Source organism: Streptomyces sp. NPDC090499 (genome assembly GCF_044769305.1).
GTDB lineage: Bacteria > Actinomycetota > Actinomycetes > Streptomycetales > Streptomycetaceae > Streptomyces.
In genome coordinates this window covers 140,089-160,677 of record NZ_JBIVXP010000019.1, presented here as the reverse complement: position 1 = coordinate 160,677, position 20,589 = coordinate 140,089, and the positions used below count along the sequence as shown (strand labels likewise).

The window sequence follows — 20,589 nt, the reverse complement described above, 5'->3', positions numbered from 1 at the left end:
CCTACTTACCCTTCTCTTAATTCTTCATATAAGAAATCCAGACTTATAGCCCGAAACGGGTCAGAACCGCCCGGATCCGCGGTACAGCGCCAGCTCCCCGTCCAGTTCGACGGCGAGCACGGTGGCGTACGGGTCGAGGTCGGCCGCGGCCGGCGGGTCGATCCACAGCACGCCGACCGCCTCGTGCAGCCCGCCGGTCACCCGGTGGCCGAGCTCGGTGCCGGTGCCGAGGACGGTGACCCTGTTCACCCCGCTCGCCAGGCCCCGGACGCCGATCTCGGCGCGCGGGACGTCGAACAGGGTGAGGTAGAGGGTGCGCCGGTCGGCGGAGAGGGTGCTCGGGCCGTAGTGGTGCCCGGCCGGCAGGCCGCGCCCGGTCCCGTAGACCGCCTCCGCGTGCCTGCAGATCCACTCCCCCAGCCCCTCCAGGCGCTCCACCTGCGGCTGCGGGATGGTGCCGTCCTCCATGGGACCGACGTCGAGGAGCAGGTTGCCGCCGCCCCCGATGGTCTCGGTGAAGTAGCGGATCAGCTGGGTGAGGGACTTGTGGTTGTGGTCGTGGTGCTGGTATCCCCACGAGTCGTTGATCGTGAGGCACAGCTCCCACGGACCGTCCGGCGGCACGACGGGGGCACCCTGCTCCGGGGTCGCGTAGTCCCCTTCGCCGAGCATCCGCGCGTTGAAGACGACGTGCGGGACGTAGGAGCGGATCAGCGCGGCGAGTTCGGGGATCCGCCACTGCTCCTCGCTGCGGTCCCACTCCCCGTCGAACCACATCAGGTCCGGCCGGAAGCGGGAGGCCAGCTCCGTCATCTGGCCGTCCCGGTAGGCGATGAAGCGTTCCCAGGCGGCCAGGTCCTCGTGCTCGGCGGCCACCTCGGAGTAGCGGTTGTCCTCCAGCTCCGGCGGCCGGCCCGGCTTGCGGGTGGAGGCGTAGTCGGGGTGGTTCCAGTCGGAGTGCGAGTAGTAGAGGCCGACCTTGAGACCCTTCTCGCGCAGGGCCTCGGCGTAGGGGCCGAGGTAGTCCTTGCCGAGGTTGAGGTCGCCGTACTCCGTGTCCCAGAGGGCCACACCGTCGTGGTGACGGCTGGTGAGCACGGCGTACCGGGCGCCGGCGCGGGCGAACAGGTCCGCCCACGCCTTCGGGTCGTACTTGGCGCCGGTGAAGCGGCCCAGCTGGGACATGTACTGGTCGTGCGGCACGATGTCGTCGTAGAAGGACCAGGACTCCTGGACCCCGTCCACGGCGTAGATGCCCCAGTGCACGAAGATCCCCAGCTTGGCGTCGGTGAACCAGGGTTGCATGGCCATCCGGTCAGCTCCTCTGCAGCCGCAGGGTGAGGATCTGGAAGGGGCGCAGCGCCACGGAGACGGTGTCGCCGTCCACGTCGGCGTCGGCGTCCTCCAGGGGGCGCTCCAGGAGGTCGGTGACCTGGGCGCCGGCCAGCGGGAAGCCGGTGCGCAGGACGCCCTGGGCACGGCCGCCCCGGGACTCGTAGAGGCGGACCACGACATCGCCGGAGCCGTCGTCCGCGAGCTTGAGGGCCTCGACGGTCACGCCCTCGCCGTCCACGGCGACGACCGGCCGCGGCTCGCCCGCCGCGTCGGCCACCCGCAGCGGGAGGTTGAGCGCGTAGCCCTCGGCGACGGCGTCCCCGATGGTGGCGCCGGGCAGCAGCGAGTACGTGATGCGGTGGCGGCCCTGGTCGGCGCCCGGGTCCGGGATGCGCGGGGCGCGCACCAGGGAGAGCCGGACCGTGGTGGTCGTGCCGCCGTCCTCGCGGACCGTGCGGGAGACGTCGTGACCGTACGTGGAGTCGTTGAGGACGGCGACGCCGTAGCCGGGCTCCCCGACGTGCACCCAGCGGTGGCCGGAGACCTCGAAGCGGGCCGCCTCCCAGCTGGTGTTGGTGTGCGTGGGCCGCTGGACGTGGCCGAACTGGATCTCGGCGGAGGAGTGCGCGGCGCGGACGTCCACCGGGAAGCCGGCCTTGAGGAACTTCTCGGCCTCGTGCCAGTCGATGTCCGTCTCGAAGTCGATCCGGGGGCTGCCGGCGCGCACGGTGACCGTCTGGGTGATCGTCGAGCCGTTGCCGAACGGGCGCGTGATCCGGATCGAGCCGAGCAGCGGGTCCGCGTCGGCGACCGTGATCTCCGAGGGGTCCAGGAGGTCGGTGTAGCGGTTCCTGTAGTGCTTGTCGACGTCCCAGGCGTCCCAGTAGTTCGGGAGGTCGGTGTGCAGGCGGAGCAGGTTGCCCTGCCCGGCGAGGACCTCGCGGTTCGCGCGGAGGTCGTACACCGACGACAGGGTGCCGTCTTCGGCGATCTCCACCCGGACGAGCCCGTTGTCGAGGACGCGGCCCTCGACCGTCACCGGCTGCGGGGCCTCGGCGGCGGCCGTCAGCGGCGCGCTGCCGCCCGCGGGGACCTCGACGTACACCGGAGTGCCCGCGGCGTCCCGGACGACCTCCGCACGGCCGTAGGGGCTGGTGTTGAAGACACGGGCCGCGCCGCCGCCCAAGGCGGTGACCGCCTCGGTGGTGAGCGCCTCCAGCTCCCCGGCGACGCGGGCGTACTCGGCCTCGGCCTCGCGGTGCACCCAGGCGATCGAGGAGCCGGGCAGGATGTCGTGGAACTGGTGCAGCAGGACCGTCTTCCAGAGCCGGTCGAGCTTCTCGTGCGGGTAGCTGTAGCCGGGCGCGTGCAGGGCGGCCGTGGTCGCCCACAGCTCGGCCTCGCGCAGCCTGTGCTCGCTGCGCCGGTTGCCCTGCTTGGTGCGGGCCTGCGAGGTGTAGGTGGCGCGGTGCAGCTCCAGGTAGAGCTCGCCGACCCAGACCGGGGCGTCCTCGTACTCGGCGCGGGCCTTGGCGAAGAAGGCGTCCGGATGCTCGACCTCGACCTTCGCGGAGCCCTCCAGGTCCTTCAGGCGGCGGGCCCGCTCCATGATCTCGCGGGTGGGGCCGCCACCGCCGTCGCCCCAGCCGAACGGGGCCAGCGAGCGGGTGGCGCCGCCCTTCTCGGCGTAGTTGCGGACCGCGCGGGACATCTCCTCGCCGCTGAAGCGGGCGTTGTAGGTGTCGACGGGCGGGAAGTGCGTGAAGATGCGGGTGCCGTCGATGCCCTCCCACCAGAAGGTGTGGTGGGGGAACTTGTTGGTCTGGTTCCAGGAGATCTTCTGGGTGAGGAACCAGTCGTTGCCGGCGAGCTTGGCGATCTGCGGGTAGGCCGCGTTGTAGCCGAAGGAGTCCGGCAGCCACACGCCCTTGGTCTCGACCCCGAAGTGGTCCATGAAGAACCGCTTGCCGTGCACGAACTGGCGGGCGACCGCCTCGCCGCCCGGCAGGTTGCCGTCCGACTCCACCCACATGCCGCCGACCGGCGCCCACTGGCCCTTCTTGACCGACTCCTGGATCCGGGCCCAGACCTGCGGGTAGTTGTCGCGCACCCACTCGTACTGCTGGGCCTGCGAGCAGGCGAAGACGAACTCGTCGTACTCCTCGGCGAGCGAGGTGACGTTGGAGAAGGTCCGGGACGTCTTGCGCTTGGTCTCGCGGATCGGCCAGAGCCAGGCCGAGTCGATGTGCGCGTGGCCGACCCCGGAGATGCGGTGGGCGCTGGCGTGCGCGGGCTTGGCGAGGGCCGGCTTCAGGGCCTCGCGGACGGCGGCGGCCGACCCGGAGATGTCGTCCAGGTCGAGCAGGTCCATCGCGTGGTCGAGGGCGTGCGCGATCTCGTGGCGGCGGGGGTCGTGCTCGCCCAGCTCCAGCATCAGCTCGCGCAGCACCTGGATGTCCAGGTCGAGGTGCCAGACGTCCTCGTCGAGGACGGCGATGTCGGCGCGCTTGAACGTGTAGAGCGGCTGGTCGCCCGCGGTCAGCACGTCGCCGAGGGGCGTGGGCTCGCGGAAGTCGTTGGCGAGGATGTCGGGGTTGGAGGCGGCCTCGACCAGGTAGTCGATCACCTCGCCGCCGGTGGCCGGGTTCGCGATCCGTACGTACTGGTTGAGCGGGTTGACCGCCTTCAGCGGGGTGCCGTCGGTCAGGTGGACCAGGGCCTCGGCCTGGTTGCCGGGCCAGTCGCCGACGAAGCCGAGGTCGATGACGGCCTCGACACGGCGGCCCGCGAACTCCTCGGGCACCCGGCCGTGCATCCGGAACCAGGTGGTGCCCCAGGGCGGGCCCCACGGAGTGTCCATCGCGAACGGCTCGTACGCGGCGGCCGCGGCCTCCTCGAAGGGCACCGGCTCCCCGGGGGCCTGCCAGGCGGACACCTCGAAGGGGACGGTGGCCGCGTAGACCGCAGGCCTGATGCGCTGGTTCTGGAGGCGCTCTACGCGCTCCTCGATCCGGCGGCGTTCGTCGTGCATGGAAGTCTCCAGAAGAAGGATGGAAAGCGCTTTCCGGGCGGCTGGCTACTTAAGATACGCGAGGCCCGGGTGGACCTCGGTGTACCCCTCCACCAGCCGGCGGGCCACGTTGACCGAGTCGACCAGCGGGTGCAGCGCGAACGCCTTCACGGCCGTCGTACGGGAGCCGGACTCCGCGGCGGCGAGCACCTCGCGCTCGACCGCCTTGACCGCGCAGACGAGGCCGGTGGCGTGGTCGGGCAGCGGGGCGACGGCGACCGGGTGGGCGCCGTTGGCGTCGACCAGGCAGGGCACCTCGATGACGGCCTCGCCGTCGAGGACCGAGAGGGTGGAGCGGTTGCGGACGTTGAGGATCAGGGTGGTGCGCTCGTCGCGGGCGATGGCCCGCATCAGGGCGAGGGCGACCTTCTCGTAGCCGCCGGAGAGGTCGTCGGCGTCGCGTTCGCCGGCGCCGGCCGTCTCGCGGTTCTCGGACATGTAGGTGGCCTCGCGCTCGGCGCGGGTGCGGCCCCAGGTCTCCAGGGCCCTGGCACCCGGGTCGGTGACCGCCTCGTAGAAGTGCGCCTGCTGGTCGCGCAGGAAGGCGCCGCGGGTCTTCTCGGCCTGCTGGTAGGCGCGGACGGCCTCGCGGTTGAAGTAGTAGTAGTGCAGGTACTCGTTGGGGATGGCGCCGAGGGACTGGAGCCAGTCGACGCCGAAGAGCTTGCCCTCCTCGAAGGAGCCGAGCAGGTCGGGGTCGGCGAGCAGGCGCGGGAGCTCGTCGCGGCCCTCGATGTGCAGGCCGCGGACCCAGCCGAGGTGGTTGAGGCCGACGTAGTCGATCCAGGCCTCCTTCGGGTTCCCGCCGAGCACCCGGGCGATCCGGCGGCCGAGCCCCACCGGGGAGTCGCAGATGCCGATGACGCGGTCGCCGAGGTGGCGGGACATGGCCTCGGTGACCAGGCCCGCGGGGTTGGTGAAGTTGATGACCCAGGCGTCGGGGGCGAGCCGCGCGACCCGCCGGGCGATGTCGACGGCGACCGGCACGGTCCGCAGGCCGTAGGCGATACCGCCGGCGCCGACCGTCTCCTGGCCGAGGACGCCCTCGGCGAGGGCCACCCGCTCGTCGTTCGCCCTGCCCTCCAGGCCGCCGACCCGGATCGCCGAGAAGACGAAGTCGGCGCCGGTGAGGGCCTCGTCCAGGTCGGTCGTGGCGGTCACGGCGGGGGCGTCCGGGACGCCCGCCGCCTGTTCGGCCAGGACCCGGGCGACCGCGGACAGCCGGCCGGCGTCGAGATCGTGCAGCACGACCTCGGTGACCCGCCCCTCGGCCCGGTCCGTCAGCAGTGCGCCGTACACCAGCGGCACGCGGAACCCGCCGCCGCCCAGAATCGTCAGTTTCACGCTTCAGCCTTTCCTGCCAGGACCACCTCGACACCGGCCTCCTCAAGGGCGGCTCGGGTCGCCGGATCCACCGGCGCGTTGGTCACCACCATGTCCAGGTCCCCGGGACCGCAGACCTTCGCCATGCCCGTGCCCGGGAACTTGGCGGCATCGGCGAGCAGCACGACCTTGTCGCTCGCCCCGATCATGGCGCGCTTGACCGGCACCTCCACGACCGTCGTGTCCATCACCTGCCCGCCCGGCCGCACCCCGCTGGTGCCGAGGAACAGCCAGTCGGCGTGCAGCTGGCGCAGGTTGTCCTCGGTGAGGAACCCGACCAGCGAGCGGTACTCGCGGCGCAGCATGCCGCCGAGCAGCACCAGCTCGATGCCCTCGTCGTCGGCCAGTTCCTCGTAGACGACGAGGTTGCTGGTGATGACGGTGAGGCGGCGGCCGTGCAGTTGGCGGGCGAGCCGGAAGGCGGTGGTGCCGATGTCGAGCAGCACCGACTGGCCGTCCTCGACCAGTGCCGCCGCACGTGCGGCTATCGCGTCCTTCTCGGCCACGCGCACCTCGGCGACCTCGGCGAAGGGCTGATCGCCCTCGTCGGCGACGGCGCCGCCGTGGACACGTGTGAGCAGCCCGTCCTCCTCCAGCTTGACCAGGTCGCGCCGGATGGTGGCCGGACTCACGCTCAGCTGCTCGGAGAGGTCGGTCACAGAAGCGGGGCCACCGGCGCGCAGGGCCCGCAGGATGAGTTGGTGTCGTCGTTCTGCCAGCACGCGGCGAACACTACTCGTCATCTTCAATCAAATCCATGCTCAGTTCTGCTCGGGTATTGACCAATCTCTCCGAGCGGCGCACGATTCCCGTCATCGAAAATGACGAGTTTTGACGAGAGGCTGCGCACGTGGACGACGACAGGCCCGATGTGCTGCTGACCGGACTGCTCTTCTACGACCTCGTCCTCACGGGGCTGGGCAAACCGCCGACACCCGGCGAGGAGATCTGGACGGCCGGCATGGGCTGCGGCCCCGGCGGCATCGCCAACCTCGCGGTGGCCGCGGCCCGTTTCGGCCTGCGCACCTCGCTGGCCACGGTCTTCGGGGACGACTTCTACGGCGAGTACTGCCGGGACGTCCTGTGCGACCAGGAGGACATCGACCTCTCGCTCTCCCGCACCGCGGACGGCTGGCCCACCCCCGTCACCGTCTCGCTCGCCGCCGGCCACGACCGGGCCCTCGTCACCCACGGCCAGGAACCCCCGTACTCACAGGACGCGCTGATGGGCGACCCGCCCGAGGCGCGCACCGCGCTCGTGCACATCGAGGCCGAGCCGCGCGAGTGGATCGCCAAGGCGGCCGCGGGCGGCACCCACGTCTACGCCGACGTCGGCTGGGACCCCACCCAGGAGTGGTCCCGCGACCTCCTCGACCAGCTCGCCCTGTGCCACGCCTTCCTCCCCAACGAGACCGAGGCGATGGCCTACACCCGCACCGACAGTGCCGTCGCGGCCCTCGGCACGCTCGCGGAGCTGGTGCCGGTGGCGGTCGTCACCCGGGGCGGGGACGGTGCGGTCGCCGTCGACCAGACCACCGGCGAGTACGCCGAGGTCCCGGCCCTCGCCGTCGACGTCCTGGACGCCACGGGCGCCGGGGACGTGTTCGGGGCGAGCTTCGTCACCGCCTCCCTCGGCGGCTGGCCGCTGGCCGAGCGGCTGCGGTTCGCCGTCCTGGCGGCCGGTCTCTCCGTACAGCACCACGGCGGCGCCCTCGCGGCCCCCGGCTGGTACGGCGTCGACCGCTGGTGGCGCTCGCTGACCGACCCCGAACTGAAGAAGACCTACGGCTTCCTCGCCGACCGGCTGCCGGCGGACACGGGCCCCCCGGTGCACCACGCCCCGGTCACCCCGCCCGCCCGCCACCTCTGACCCGCACCCGCACCCGATCCACTCTGACCCGCACCCGCACCCGATCCACCGCCCGGCACCCCGCGGCCCGACGCCCCACAGCCCCCACGATCCACAGCACCAACGCCCCTCAGTACCACGAACAGGAACAACAGGAGTGACCCGTGGACCTTTCACGTAGAGGCTTCCTCCAGGCCGCCGCGCTCACCGCGGCCGCGTCCGGCCTGACCGTCGCATGCGGCGGCTCCGGATCGGGCGGTACCAAGAACGGCAAGAACCTCACCCTGTGGTACTGGGGCGGTGCGCTCAGCGACAAGGTGGTCGCGGAGGCGAAGACCCACTTCGCCGGCGCGGTCAAGCTGACCGCCTCGTCCATCGGCGGCGACTTCAAGCAGAAGCTCACCACCACCCTCGCCGCGGGCGGCTCCTCCGTGCCCGACATCACCGGCATCAAGGGCGAGGACATGGCGTCCTTCCTGCCCAACGCCTCCCGCTTCCTCGACCTGAACGACCTGGGCTTCAAGAAGATCTCCTCGCAGTACCTGGGCTGGAAGACCAAGCTCGCCCAGACCAGCGACGGCAAGCAGATCGGCTTCCCGATCGACATCGGCCCGACCGCGCTCTTCTACCGCGAGGACCTGTTCGCCAAGGCCGGCGTGGCCACCGACCCCGACAAGGTCGCCGCCCTGGTCACGACCTGGGACGACTACTTCACGCTCGGCACCGAGCTGCAGAAGAAGAACCCCGGAAGCTACCTGGTCAACAACATCAGCTCCGTCTTCAACATCGCGGTCGGCCAGGGCACCCAGCGGTTCATCGACAAGAACAACCACTTCATCGGCGACCAGGACCACATCCGCAGCGCGTGGACCACGGCCGTCCGGCCCTACACCCTGGGCATCGACGCCAAGATCAACGACAACAGCTGGAACGCCGCCGTCGGCAAGAACCTCCTCACCGAGCTCGGTGCGGCCTGGCACGCGCTGGACATCGAGCAGGCCGCGCCGCAGACCAAGGGCAAGTGGCGGGTCTGCGCGAACCCGGTGGGACCGGCCAACCAGGGCGGCTCCTACCTGGCGCTGCCCAGGCAGTGCCGCAACCCCGAGGAAGCCTTCAAGATCATCAGCTGGATCCTCAGCCCCACCAACGACGCCCGCGGCTTCACCGACGCCGCGATCTTCCCGGCCGCCCCGGCCGCGTACGCCATGCCGGCCATGACCGGCCCGGACGCCTTCTTCGGCGGCCAGAAGATCATCGACGTCTTCGGCCCGGCCGCCAAGGCCATCCCGGACAGCTACGAGGCGCCGGCCGACGCCGCCGTCATGGCCCCGTACCTGACGGAGCTGACCAACATCGAGGCCAAGGGCAAGAAGCCCGACGACGCCTGGAACGACGCGGTCAGCCAGGCCAAGCAGATCGCCCGGCGCCAGGGGGTGAACTGAGGTGACGTCACCTCCGGTCACCGGTCCGGCCGCGGTGCCCGAGCACCGCGGCCGGCCGGGCCCGGCCCGGTTCCGCCCGCGGCGCGCCACGCCCGCCGGCACCACCGTCCGGCCCAGGCGGCGCGGGCCGCTGTCGTACTGGCGGCAGTACCTCGCGATCTCGCCGTTCTACCTGGTCTTCGCCGCGTTCTCCTTCTTCCCGGTCTTCTATTCGCTGTACCTGGCCTTCCAGCGCTGGGACGGGCTCGGCGACATGCAGTTCGTGGGTCTGCAGCAGTTCCGCTTCCTGTGGTCGGACCCGGTCTTCTGGCTGTCGATCCGCAACACCCTGGTGATCTGGGTGCTGTCCACCGTGCCCACCCTGCTGGGCGCCCTGGTGCTGGCGACGCTGCTGCACTCGGTGCGCCGCTTCAAGGGCTTCTACCGGATCGCCCTCTACCTGCCGAACGTCACCTCGATCGTCGCGGTGGCGATCTTCTTCGGCGCGGTGTTCAGCAACAACTTCGGCCTGGTCAACGCGATCCTGGGCACGGTCGGCATCTCACCGGTGCCGTGGCTGAGCAACCCGTGGCTGATCAAGGTGGTCATCTCGCTGCTGATGACCTGGATGTGGACCGGCTACAACATGATCATCTACCTGGCCGGTCTGCAGGCGATACCGGCCTCGATCTACGAGGCGGCGAAGGTCGACGGCGCCGGCCCGGTCCGCACGTTCTTCCAGATCACCATCCCGATCATGCGGCCGATCATCCTGTTCACCGTCATCATCTCGACCATCAACGGCCTGCAGAGCTTCAGCGAACCCCAGGTGCTGTTCGCCAGCAACGCCGCCAACGCGAACCTCGGCGGCCCCGGACAGGCCGGTCTGACCACGCTGCTGTACTTCTACCAGTCGGCCTTCCTCAACAACGACTACGGCTATGGCGCGGCCATCGTGTGGGCCTTCTTCCTGCTGATCATCGTCCTCGTCGCCGTCAACTGGCGCATCACCCAACGAGGGAGGAAGCCGTGACCACAGCCGACACCACGGCCGTCCCGCCGGCCGACCCGACGCGGCCGGCCCCGCGCGCGCGGCGGCTGCGCCGCCCCAGGGGCCTGACCGCGCACATCGTCCTCATGGTGGCCGTCCTGCTCTCGGTCTTCCCGTTCGCGTGGACGATCGTCATGGCGACCAACACCACCCAGGACATCTACAAGAGCCCGCCGAAGTTCACCTTCGGCTCCCACCTGCTGGAGAACATCCGGCACGTGCTGAACACCATCGATTTCTTCGGGTCGATGCTCAACACGGTCATCGTCGCGACCGTCACCACCGTCCTGGTGCTGTTCATCGACTCACTGGCGGCGTTCACCTTCGCCAAGTTCGACTTCCCCGGCCGCAAGGTGCTCTTCGGCACGCTGCTGCTGTTCATGATGCTGCCGCTGCAACTGGCGATCCTGCCGCAGTTCATCCTCATGTCGAACATCGGCTGGGTCGGCATGCTCAAGGCACTGGTCCCGCCCGCCCTGGCCAACGCCTTCGGCATCTTCTGGCTGCGCCAGTACATCGAGAACGGCGTGCCCGACGAACTCCTCGACGCCGCGCGGATCGACGGCGCCGGGTTCTTCCGCCAGTACTGGAACATCGCGCTGCCGATGATCAGGCCCGCACTGTCCTTCCTCGCCATCTACGCCTTCGTCGGCGCCTGGAACGACTACGTCTGGCCGCTCATCGTGCTCACCAACCCCGACCACGTGACCCTCCAGGTGGAGCTCGCCCAGCTCAACGTCGGCCACACCACCGACTACAGCATGGTCATGGCCGGGGTGCTGATGGCCTCCCTGCCGCTGGTGCTGGTCTTCGCCATCTTCGCCCGCGGCTTCATCGCGGGCGCCACCGAGGGCGCGGTCCAGGGCACCTGACCCGCGCGGGCCGGTCCGGCCCGCGCGGCACGCGCGAGACAGAGGAGGGCTCCGGTGCGGGACATCGGCCGGGACGGCAGGGTGCTCGTGGTGGGCATGGACGGGCTGCGCCACGACCGGCTGACCCGGCCCGATGCCCGCGCGCCCGTCCTGCACGGCCTCATGGCGGCGGGCGCCCACGGCACCAGCCTGCTGCCGTACGGTGAGGCGGACGGCCAGGCCGGCGCCGGGCCGTCGACGAGCATGGCCTACACCGACTCCGGCCCCGGCTGGTCGAGCGTGCTGACCGGGGTGTGGCCCGACCGGCACGGCGTGACCGGCAACGACTTCGCCGGCGCCGACTACACCCGCCACCCCGACTTCCTCAGCCGCGCGGCCACCGCCCGCCCCGGCCTGCGCACCGCCGCCGCGGTGTCCTGGCCGGAGCTGGTCCACCGCGGCACCCTCGGCCCCGCCATCGGCCGCCGGGTCCATTTCGACGGCGAGACCGACGGCTACGCGACCGCGGACGACCTGGTCGCCCGCACCGCCGCCCGCTGGCTCACCGAGCACGACCCGCACCTGGTGTTCGTGTACTTCGGCGCCACCGACGAGGCCGGCCACGCCACCGGCCCGCTCTCCCCCGCCTACGACGCCGCCCTGCTCGCCCAGGACACCCACCTCGGGCAGCTGCTGGCGGCGATCGAAGCCCGCCGCTCCGGCGAGCGGTGGACCGTACTCGTCACCACCGACCACGGGCACCTCGACACCGGCGGCCACGGCGGCGACACGGACGCGGAGCGCGAGGTGTTCGTCATCCTCGCCGAGCCCGGCGCGCCGGGCGGCGCCCTCCTCGACACCCCCCGCCTCGTCGACATCGCCCCCACCGTCCTGGACCGGGTCGGCATCCCCGTCGACCCCGCCTGGGGCTGGGCAGGACGCGTCCTGCCCGGACCCGCCACGCCACCCACGTCAGCAGAGAAGTGAGCCATCCGCCGATGAACGGTCCGTCGATCCCCGGGCCCCGGTCCGCCGATCCCCTGATCGCCCTCCGCCCCTGGGAGGCCCCCGAGGTGACCTCCTGGGGGCGCCTCCCCATGAACGCCGTCGACCGGCGCACCGGAGCACTCCCCCTGGACGGCGACTGGCGCTTCCGGCTGCTGCCCACTCCGGACGCGCCGGTCGGCGGCTCCTGGTCCACGGCGCACGTCCCGGGCGCCTGGACCGTGCAGGACACCGGCGACCTGCCCCAGTACACGAACGTCACCATGCCGTTCCGCGAGTTCCCGCCGCACTCCCCCGCCGGCAACCCGACCGGGGTCTACGAGCGCGACCTGGACGTGCCCGCCGAGTGGGCCGGGCGCCGGATCGTGCTGCAGGTCGGCGCCGCCGAGAGCGTGCTCCTCGTGCACGTAGACGGGCGGCCGGTGGGCGTCTCCAAGGACTCGCACCTGGCGGCCGAGTTCGACCTGACCGACGCCGTCCGCCCCGGCGCGCGGTCGGTCCTCAGGCTCACCGTCGTCAAGTGGTCCGACGCCACGCACATCGAGGACCAGGACCACTGGTGGCACGGCGGGATCACCCGTTCCGTGCTGCTGTACGCGACCGACCCGTTCCGGCTCGCGGACGTGACCGTCCGGGCCCGGCGGGACGGCGAGCTGCGCGTGGACTGCCAGGTGCGCAACACCGCGGGCGACGGGGCGCTGCCCGGCGGGTGGTACGTCACCGCGGACCTGGACGGCGAACCGCTCGCGCAGGACGCCGAGTTCGACCGGCTCAACACCGAGGACGACCGGGTCTCCGACTTCCTCGGCGAGGCCCGCATCCGCGCCGTCGTGCCCGAGGTGCGCACCTGGAACGCGGAGCAGCCCGAGCTGTACGGGCTGACCGTCCGGCTGCACCGCGCCGACGGCACGGTCGCCGACACCTCGTACCACCGCGTCGGCTTCCGGGACGTCGAGATCACCGGCCGGGACCTGCTCGTCAACGGCGAGCGGGTGTTCGTCCGGGGCGTGAACCGGCACGACTTCCACCCGCTGACCGGGCGGACGGTGTCGTACGACGACATGCGCGCCGACCTGGTGGTGCTGAAGCGGTTCGGGTTCAACGCGATCCGCACCTCGCACTACCCGAACGACCCGGCCCTGTACGACCTCGCCGACGAACTGGGCTTCTACGTCGTCGACGAGGCGGACATCGAGTCCCACGACCACGCCCACGAGATCGCCGACGACCCGCGCTACCTGAACGCCTTCGTGGACCGCGTCTCACGCATGGTGCTGCGCGACAAGAACCACCCCTCGGTCATCATCTGGTCGCTGGGCAACGAGTCCGACTACGGCGCCAACCACGACGCGGCGGCCGGCTGGGTGCGGCGGCACGACCCGACCCGGCCGATCCAGTACGAGGGGGCGGCCAAGCGCGGCTGGGCCGACCCGGACGTGGCCTCCGACATCGCCTGCCCGATGTACGCGCCACTGGAGGACTGTGTCGCCCACGCCCTGTCCGGGGAGCAGACCAAGCCGCTGATCCAGTGCGAGTACTCCCACGCGATGGGCAACAGCAACGGCACGCTGGCCGACCACTGGGCCGCCATCGAGTCCACTCCGGGGCTTCAGGGCGGGTTCATCTGGGAGTTCTGGGACCACGGAATTCTCCAGCGGGTGAGCGACGGAAGACCGGTCGGGCGCACGGGCGCCGGACTGTACGACAACGGTGTCGCCGCGCCCGGCCACCGCTGGGCGTACGGCGGCGACTTCGGCGAGGCCCTGCACGACGGGGCGTTCGTCGCGGACGGCATCGTCTTCCCCGACCGCACCCCCAAGCCCGCCATGTACGAGCACCGGGAGATCGCGGCGCCGGTCCGCATCCGGTGCTTCCGGCACGAGGGCATCGTGCTCGCCAACCACCAGCACTTCCGGGGCTTCGACTGGCTGACCGGCACCTGGGAGCTGGCGCTGGCCGACGGCCGTACCCTGACCGGCCCGGCCGAGCTGCCCGAGCTGTGCCCCGGTGAGACGGCGGCCGTACCGCTGCCGTTCGAGGTGCCGGCGGACGGCGGTGAGGCGTGGCTGACGCTGCGGGTGACGGTCGCCGAGGACCAGGCGTGGGCACCGGCCGGTACCGAGATCTGCGCGCCGCAGATCCGGCTCCGGGCGGCGGACCCGCTCGGGCCGCCGGTGCCGTCGGGCCCGGCCGTCGAGGTGGACGGCGAGGGGCTGCTGCGGCACCCGCTGCTGACCGCGGCACCGGCGCTGTCGCTGTGGCGGGCGCCCACCGACAACGACGAGCTGGGCGGGACGGCGCCGCGCTGGCGCGCCTGGGGCCTGGACCGGCTGGTGCGCAAGGTGGTCTCGGTGCGCCGGGCCGGCGCCCGGGTGACCGTGCTCGCGGAGTACGCCGGCACGGTCGGGGTGGTACGGCACCGGCAGGAGTTCACGCCGGTCGAGGGCGGGGTCCGGGTCGACGAGTCGGCCGAGCTGCCCGAGGAGTTCGCGGACGTGGCCCGGGTCGGCTCGGTCTTCGAGACGGTGGCCGGGCTCGATCTGCTGGAGTGGTTCGGTCAGGGTCCCTGGGAGTCGTACCCCGACCGCGCCGCCGGAGCCCCGGTCGGCCACCACTCCCTCCCGGTGGACGCGCTGTTCACCCCGTATCTGCGGCCCCAGGAGAGCGGCGGCCGGCACGGTGTACGGCGGTTCACGCTGTCGGCGCCGGACGCCACCGGACTCGCGGTCGAGCTGGACGAACCCCGCCAGGTATCCGTCAGCCGCTACCGCGCCGAGGACCTCACCGCCGTCGCGCACCACGACGAGCTCGTGCCGCGGGCCGGCTGCGTGGTCCACATCGACGCCGCGCACCGGGGCCTCGGTACGGCGTCGTGCGGCCCCGACACCTTCCCCTCCTACCTCGTCGCACCGGGCCTCCACCGCTGGAGCTGGACCCTGCGCGTCCTCTGAGATCCGTACTGCCGAGATCCGTCTGCCGAGATCCCCCCACGCCCTTCGCCGTCACTTCCGCTTACCCACGGAGCACACGTGTGTACTTCGCATGACCACCCTCAGGGCGAGGCCGCGCAGGCCGGAGCCGGACGCCGCAGTTTCCTGCGCGCGACCGCACTGCTCGGCGCCGCCGCCACCGCCGGGGTCGCGCTGCCCGCCGTCGCCGAGGCGTCCTCCGGCTCCGGCCGGCGGCCCGACCCGGACAGCCGGCGCTTCACCCTCGCGGTGATGCCCGACACCCAGTACCTCTTCGACGGGCCGAGCATCAACCCGGCGCCCATCGAGGCCTCGCTGCGCTACCTGCTGGAGCACGGCGGCGAGTCCGACGACAACATCGTCTTCCTGTCCCACCTCGGCGACCTCACCCAGAACGGGGCGGCGGAGGAGTTCGCCGCGATCGGCAAGGCGTTCGAGATCCTCGACCGGCGCGGGGTCGGCTACAGCGTGCTGGCCGGCAACCACGACATCAGGTCCTCCACGGACGACCAGCGCGGCGCCACGCCGTACCTGGACGTCTTCGGCCCGCAGCGCTTCAAGGACAAGCCGACGTTCGGCGGGGCCTCCGCGGACGGCTACAACACCTACCACTTGTTCAAGGCTGCCGGACGCGAGTGGCTCGTGCTGGCGCTGGACTGGCGGCTGTCGGCCAAGGGGTACGCCTGGGCGAAGGACGTCATCGCCGCGCACCCGAAGGCGCCGGTCATCCTCACCACCCACGAACTGGTCGTGGACGACGACGAACTGTCGTCGTACGGGCAGCAGCTGTGGGACCAGCTGGTCGACGAGCACGACCAGATCTTCCTCACCCTCAACGGCCACTACTGGCCGGCCCGCCGCGCGACCCGCAAGAACGCGGCCGGCAACGACGTGCACCTGCACCTGACGAACTACCAGAACCGGTACTTCGGCGGCGCGGCGATGATCCGCCTCTACCACTTCGACCTGGACCGCGACGTCATCGACGTGGAGACGGTCTCGCCGTGGATCCTCGGCCGGGCCAAGAAGGGCCTGAACGAGCTGGAGCGGCAGGAGATGGAGCTGAGCGGCGACGGGGACCGCTTCTCCGTCGACATCGACTTCGCGGCCCGCTTCGAGGGCTTCGCCCCGGTGCCGGTCCGCCCGGCGCGGCCCGCCGCGCAGCTGCTGGTCCGGGGCACGGCCGCCTACTGGCGGTTCGACTCGGCGGTCTCCGGCACGGTCCGCGACCTGTCCGGCAACGGCAACGACCTCACCGTGGTCTCGGTGGGCGGCGGCACCCTCGGCTGGTCGGCGGACCACCACCCGGACCAGCCGGGCCACGGCAGCCTGGAGTTCACCGGCTACAAGTCGCCGCTCAAGGGCGCCTACCTGCGGACCGTCGACGGCGCGCCGCTCAACTCGGCGACCTTCAAGGACGGTTACACCATCGAGGCGTTCTACCGGCTGCCCGCCGACTGGAACTCCTCGCACAACGCCTGGTCCGGACTGGTCAGCCGCACCGGCCGCAACGGCTCGGTCGGCACCGTCACCGACGACCCGGACGAGCCGCTCGCCACGCTCTCCCTCTCCGACGGGCCGGGCCCGCAGTGGGCCGTCCACCCGCTCAACCAGCAGCAGCTGGCCACCAACTGGGGCGACGAGACCGACCCGGAGATCTGGTGGCACGTCGCCGTCGTCAATGACGGCAAGCACACCACGATGTACGTGCAGGGCTGCCCGGTGGCCCGCAACCCGCACGCCGCCGCGGTCGGCATCGCCTCGTCCGGCAAGCCCTGGCTGCTCGGCGGCTACGAGTACGCCGACAAGATCGACCAGATCCTGTACGGCCGCCTCGGCGACGTCCGGATCGTCTCCCGGGCCCTGCCCGTCTCCTCCTTCATGACCCACTGAGCCCCGTTACGAGGATCATCTTCATGACCGAGCAACAGCTCCCCACCTGGGCCGACCCTGCCGTCTCCCCCGCCGACCTGGACGCCCAGGGCGTGTCGAGGCGCGGACTCCTGCGCCGCGCGGGCCTGTTCGGCGCCGCGTTCGCGCTCGGGTCGGCGGCGACCCCGGCCCTCGCCGCGTCCGGGCGCGGCCTGGGCGGCGAGGACCCGCGCCTCGCCTACCTGGTCGGCGACCACCACGTGCACTCCGTGTACAGCCACGACGCCAAGTACACGTTCTCCCAGCAGGCCCGGGCCGCCGCCAAGTACGGCCTGGACTGGATGGTGTTCAACGAGCACTCCAACTTCGGGCACGCCTACTACGGCGCGAAGATGGAGCACGCGGAGATCCTCAAGGCGCGTGCCGAGAACCCGCGCCAGCTGATCTTCCAGGGCCTGGAGTGGTACATCCCGGCCGCCGAGCACTGCACGGTGTTCGCCGCGCCGGGACCGCACGAGACCGACCTGCTCACGCAGTTCGAGCTGGCCTACGACGGCAAGCTCCTCGGCTACACCGAGGGCTCGGCCGGCGCCACGGACACCGCCCGCAACGAGGCGCACGCCGTCAAGGCCATCCAGTGGCTGGCCGAGCAGCGCCGCACCGGCTACGTCGACGACGTCCTCGTCCTCGCCAACCACCCGCTGCGGCTCGGCATCGACTCCCCGCACGAGATACGCAACTGGCGGGACGCAGGGTGGGGTGGCGGGAACGAGGAGGCCGCCGAGATCATGATCGGCATGGAGGGCGCGCCCGGCGCCCAGGGTGCCGCGATCCCCGGCTGGGGCAGCGCGACCGCGATCCGCGGCGAGTACCAGAACAGCCGGTCGGCCCAGTCCTGGGCGGGCTTCCCCGCGGGCGCCTACGTCACGTACGGCGGTTTCGACTGGGCGACCGCAACGGTCGGCGGCCTGTGGGACGCGATGCTGTCGGAGGGCAGGCTCTTCACGATCACCACCAACTCCGACAACCACCGCACGGTCTTCGACACCTGGAAGAACGGCGACTGGCCGGCCGGGCAGAACTTCGACAACACCGGCAAGCTGCCCGACCCGGTCAACACCGACACCACGCAGCCCGGTTCCGACTTCTGGCCCGGCGAGTTCAGCCGCACCCACGTCGGCGTGACCGGGTACGGCTACCGCGCGGTGATGGCGGGCCTGCGCGCGGGCCGGGTCTGGCTGGACCACGGCCACCTGCTGGACGGCCTCGACGTCCGGCTGAAGCGGGACTGCGACCACGGCCGGGGCGTCACCCTCGGCGGACGGCTGCGGGTCCGCAAGGGCGAGCGCCTCACCCTCGAGGTGACGGTGACGAGCGCGTCGAGGGCCAACACCCACGGCGTCCTGCCCCAGTTGGCGCACGTCGACGTCATCCGGGGCGCGGTGCGCGGCCCGGTCGCCGACCGCGACGCCTGGCAGGCGCCCGACACCAGGGTCGTCCGGACGCAGGACGTCTCCGGCCGCAAGGGCACGTACACGCTCCGCTTCCCGGTCACCGCGGGCGACGAGTCGTTCTACGTCCGGCTGCGCGGCAGCGACGGCAAGCGCAACGGCACGGGCTACCTGGGCGCGTCGATCGACCCGCACGGCCCGATCCCGCACGAGCCGGGCAACGGCGACCCGTGGGCGGACACCTGGTTCTACTCGAACCCGGTCTTCGTGGACGTGGTGAACTGAGCTGAGTGAAGCGCCCCCTCAGGGGCGCGGGGAACTGCGCGACCGGCCCCCACCGGTCCGCAGTTCCCCACTACGCATAGAACCGCGACAGGCTCTGCAGCACAGCCGCGGGCTTGGTCCCGCCCTCGATCTCGATCGTCCCGTCGACGGCGATCTGTACGCCGCCCGGCACGTCCTCGACCTCCGCGAGCCGGGCGGCCAGCCGGATGCGGGAGCCGACCTTCACCGGGGACGGGAAACGCACCTTGTTCAGGCCGTAGTTGACCTTCGTGGTGACGCCCTGGACGTCGAGGAGTCCGGTGAACAGGGGGATGAACAGGGACAGGGTGAGGTAGCCGTGCGCGATCGGGGCGCCGAACGGGCCGTCGGCCGCGCGCTCCGGGTCGACGTGGATCCACTGGTGGTCGCCGGTCGCGTCGGCGAAGGTGTCGATGCGGTCCTGGGTGACCTCGATCCAGTCGCTGCTGCCCAGGTCGCTGCCCGCGAGCTTCTTCAGTTCGTCGAGGCCGTTGACGGTGATGCCCATGGGGTTCCGTTCCTTACTGGTTGCCGTAGCGCTTGCGCACCCGGGACTTGAGGAGCTTTCCGGAGGCGGTGCGCGGGAGTTCGTCGGCGAGCACCACCGATTTGGGGAGCTTGTACTTGGCGAGCCGCCCGGCCAGCGAGGCGAGCACCTCGTCGGGGTCGAGGGCGGTGCCCTCGCGGGGCACGACCACCGCGCGCGGCACCTCGCCCCACTTGTCGTCCGGTACGCCGATCACCGCGCACTCCGCGATGCCGGGGTGGGCGAGGAGCAGGTCCTCGATCTCGGCGGGATAGACGTTCTCGCCCCCGGAGATGATCATGTCCTTGATGCGGTCGACGACGAAGACGTAGCCGTCCTCGTCGACCGTGGCCGCGTCCCCGCTGCGGAACCAGCCGTCCGCGAAGGAGGCCGCGGTCTCCTCCGGCAGGCCCCAGTAGCCGGGCATGACATGGGGTCCGCGGACCGTGATCTCGCCGGGCTCGCCGACCTGGACCGGGGTCAGGTCGGGCCGGACGACCCGTACGTCGCTGAAGAAGTGCGGCACGCCGGCCGAGCCCGCCTTGCTGATCGCGTGCTCGGCGTCGAGGAACAGCGTGCCGGGGGACGCCTCCGTCATGCCGTAGCCCTGGAGGAAGGTCAGGCCGCGCTCCTGGTACGCGGCGATCAGGGGCGTCGGGACCGGGGAGCCGCCGCAGGTCAGGATGCGGAGGGAGGACAGGTCCGCGTCGGCCCAGCGCGGGTGCCGGGCCACCTGCTCGAACATCGTCGGGACGCCGAACATGAAGGTGATCCGGTGTCGTTCGATCAGGTCGAGGGTCGCCTCCGGGTCGAAGGCCTCGACCAGGACGCAGGTGCCGCCCTTCAGGAGGACCGGCAGCGTCAGCATGTTCAGGCCGGCGGTGTGGAACAGCGGGGCCGAGACGAGCGCGCGTTCGTCGGCGATCAGGTCGGTGTCGACCAGGACGTTGACGGCGTTCCAGGTCAGGTTGGCGTGGGTGAGCATGGCGCCCTTGGGGCGGCCGGTCGTCCCCGAGGTGTACATGATGATGCAGGTGTCGTCGGGGGCGACCGGTTCGTCGATCGGGTCGTCGGACGCGGCCGACAGCAGCTCCTCGTAACTCGGGCCGACCTCGACGTACGTCCGGACGTCGGTGGTGCCGGGCAGGCCGGCGACGAGGCCGGCGTGCGAGGGTCCGTAGAGGAGGGCCCTGGCGCCGGAGTCGCCGAGCTGGTAGGCGATCTCGGGGCCGGCCAGGCGGGTGTTGAGGGGGACGAAGACCGCGCCGAGGACGCCGGCCGCGAACAGGGTCTCCAGGTAGGCGGGGTGGTTGGGGCCGAGGTAGGCGACGCGGTCGCCGCGGCGGATGCCCAGGGCGCGCAGGGCGTGGGCCAGCCGGGTGGTGCGGGCGTGCAGGGCGCCGTAGTCGGTCGACTGCCCGCCGGAGATCAGTGCCGTGCGGTGCGGGGTCTTGCGGGCCCGGCGTGCGGGCCATGACCCCAGTCCCTCGTTGCGCATCTGCG

At 71.5% G+C, this 20,589-nt stretch carries 14 protein-coding genes; 8 read left to right on the top strand and 6 right to left on the bottom strand.

Annotated elements, in window-relative coordinates; translation table 11 throughout:
- Positions 1–60: 60 nt before the first annotated feature.
- Genes ACIQVL_RS42255 through ACIQVL_RS42240 form a run of 4 tightly spaced genes read right to left on the bottom strand, consistent with a single transcriptional unit; the run spans position 61 to position 6,510 of the window.
- Entirely contained in the window at positions 61–1,311 is a 1,251-nt protein-coding gene (locus ACIQVL_RS42255) for an alpha-L-fucosidase (RefSeq protein WP_403478128.1), read from the bottom strand.
- Positions 1,312–1,315: 4 nt separating this feature from the next.
- The gene (locus ACIQVL_RS42250) at positions 1,316–4,366 is read right to left on the bottom strand and encodes an alpha-mannosidase (RefSeq protein ID WP_403478127.1); all 3,051 of its coding nucleotides are present in this window, start codon (positions 4,364–4,366) and stop codon (positions 1,316–1,318) included.
- Positions 4,367–4,411: 45 nt separating this feature from the next.
- The gene (locus tag ACIQVL_RS42245) at positions 4,412–5,749 is read right to left on the bottom strand and encodes a 6-phospho-beta-glucosidase (RefSeq protein ID WP_403478126.1); all 1,338 of its coding nucleotides are present in this window, start codon (positions 5,747–5,749) and stop codon (positions 4,412–4,414) included.
- Positions 5,746–6,510, bottom strand: coding sequence for a DeoR/GlpR family DNA-binding transcription regulator (locus tag ACIQVL_RS42240; RefSeq protein WP_366361530.1), 765 nt, complete (start codon positions 6,508–6,510; stop codon positions 5,746–5,748). The genes ACIQVL_RS42245 and ACIQVL_RS42240 overlap by 4 nt, the downstream gene beginning before the upstream one ends.
- Positions 6,511–6,638: 128 nt before the next feature.
- On the opposite strand from ACIQVL_RS42240, the gene ACIQVL_RS42235 reads away from it, so the two are divergent.
- From ACIQVL_RS42235 to ACIQVL_RS42200, 8 genes are all read left to right on the top strand, one after another.
- A complete protein-coding gene (locus ACIQVL_RS42235; RefSeq protein ID WP_403440429.1) occupies positions 6,639–7,658 on the top strand; it encodes a carbohydrate kinase family protein in 1,020 nt (339 codons plus the stop codon).
- A 143-nt stretch (positions 7,659–7,801) separates the two neighbouring features.
- Positions 7,802–9,079 (top strand): ABC transporter substrate-binding protein, encoded by a 1,278-nt coding sequence (locus ACIQVL_RS42230; RefSeq protein WP_403440426.1) that lies wholly within the window; start codon positions 7,802–7,804, stop codon positions 9,077–9,079.
- Positions 9,080–9,113: 34 nt separating this feature from the next.
- Positions 9,114–10,091, top strand: coding sequence for a carbohydrate ABC transporter permease (locus ACIQVL_RS42225; protein WP_403440558.1), 978 nt, complete (start codon positions 9,114–9,116; stop codon positions 10,089–10,091).
- 104 nt (positions 10,092–10,195) lie between these two features.
- Positions 10,196–10,981 carry a carbohydrate ABC transporter permease gene (locus tag ACIQVL_RS42220; RefSeq protein WP_403440556.1) on the top strand — a complete coding sequence of 262 codons (786 nt, stop codon included), beginning with the start codon at positions 10,196–10,198 and terminating at the stop codon, positions 10,979–10,981.
- Between the two features lie 96 nt (positions 10,982–11,077).
- Positions 11,078–11,947: an alkaline phosphatase family protein gene (locus ACIQVL_RS42215; protein ID WP_403478144.1), complete on the top strand. Its 870-nt coding sequence runs from the start codon at positions 11,078–11,080 to the stop codon at positions 11,945–11,947.
- Positions 11,948–11,958: 11 nt separating this feature from the next.
- On the top strand, positions 11,959–14,916 hold the full coding sequence (locus tag ACIQVL_RS42210; RefSeq protein WP_403478125.1) for a glycoside hydrolase family 2 TIM barrel-domain containing protein: 2,958 nt from the start codon (positions 11,959–11,961) through the stop codon (positions 14,914–14,916).
- A 78-nt stretch (positions 14,917–14,994) separates the two neighbouring features.
- On the top strand, positions 14,995–16,827 hold the full coding sequence (locus tag ACIQVL_RS42205) for a LamG-like jellyroll fold domain-containing protein (protein ID WP_403478124.1): 1,833 nt from the start codon (positions 14,995–14,997) through the stop codon (positions 16,825–16,827).
- A 23-nt stretch (positions 16,828–16,850) separates the two neighbouring features.
- Positions 16,851–18,542, top strand: a complete 1,692-nt coding sequence (locus ACIQVL_RS42200) for a histidinol-phosphatase (protein WP_403478123.1) — start codon at positions 16,851–16,853, stop codon at positions 18,540–18,542.
- A gap of 70 nt (positions 18,543–18,612) precedes the next feature.
- Here the strand turns inward: ACIQVL_RS42200 and ACIQVL_RS42195 are convergent, their stop codons facing one another.
- Positions 18,613–19,068: a MaoC family dehydratase gene (locus ACIQVL_RS42195; protein ID WP_403478122.1), complete on the bottom strand. Its 456-nt coding sequence runs from the start codon at positions 19,066–19,068 to the stop codon at positions 18,613–18,615.
- Between the two features lie 13 nt (positions 19,069–19,081).
- The gene (locus ACIQVL_RS42190; protein WP_403478121.1) at positions 19,082–20,584 is read right to left on the bottom strand and encodes a long-chain fatty acid--CoA ligase; all 1,503 of its coding nucleotides are present in this window, start codon (positions 20,582–20,584) and stop codon (positions 19,082–19,084) included.
- Positions 20,585–20,589: the final 5 nt, after the last annotated feature.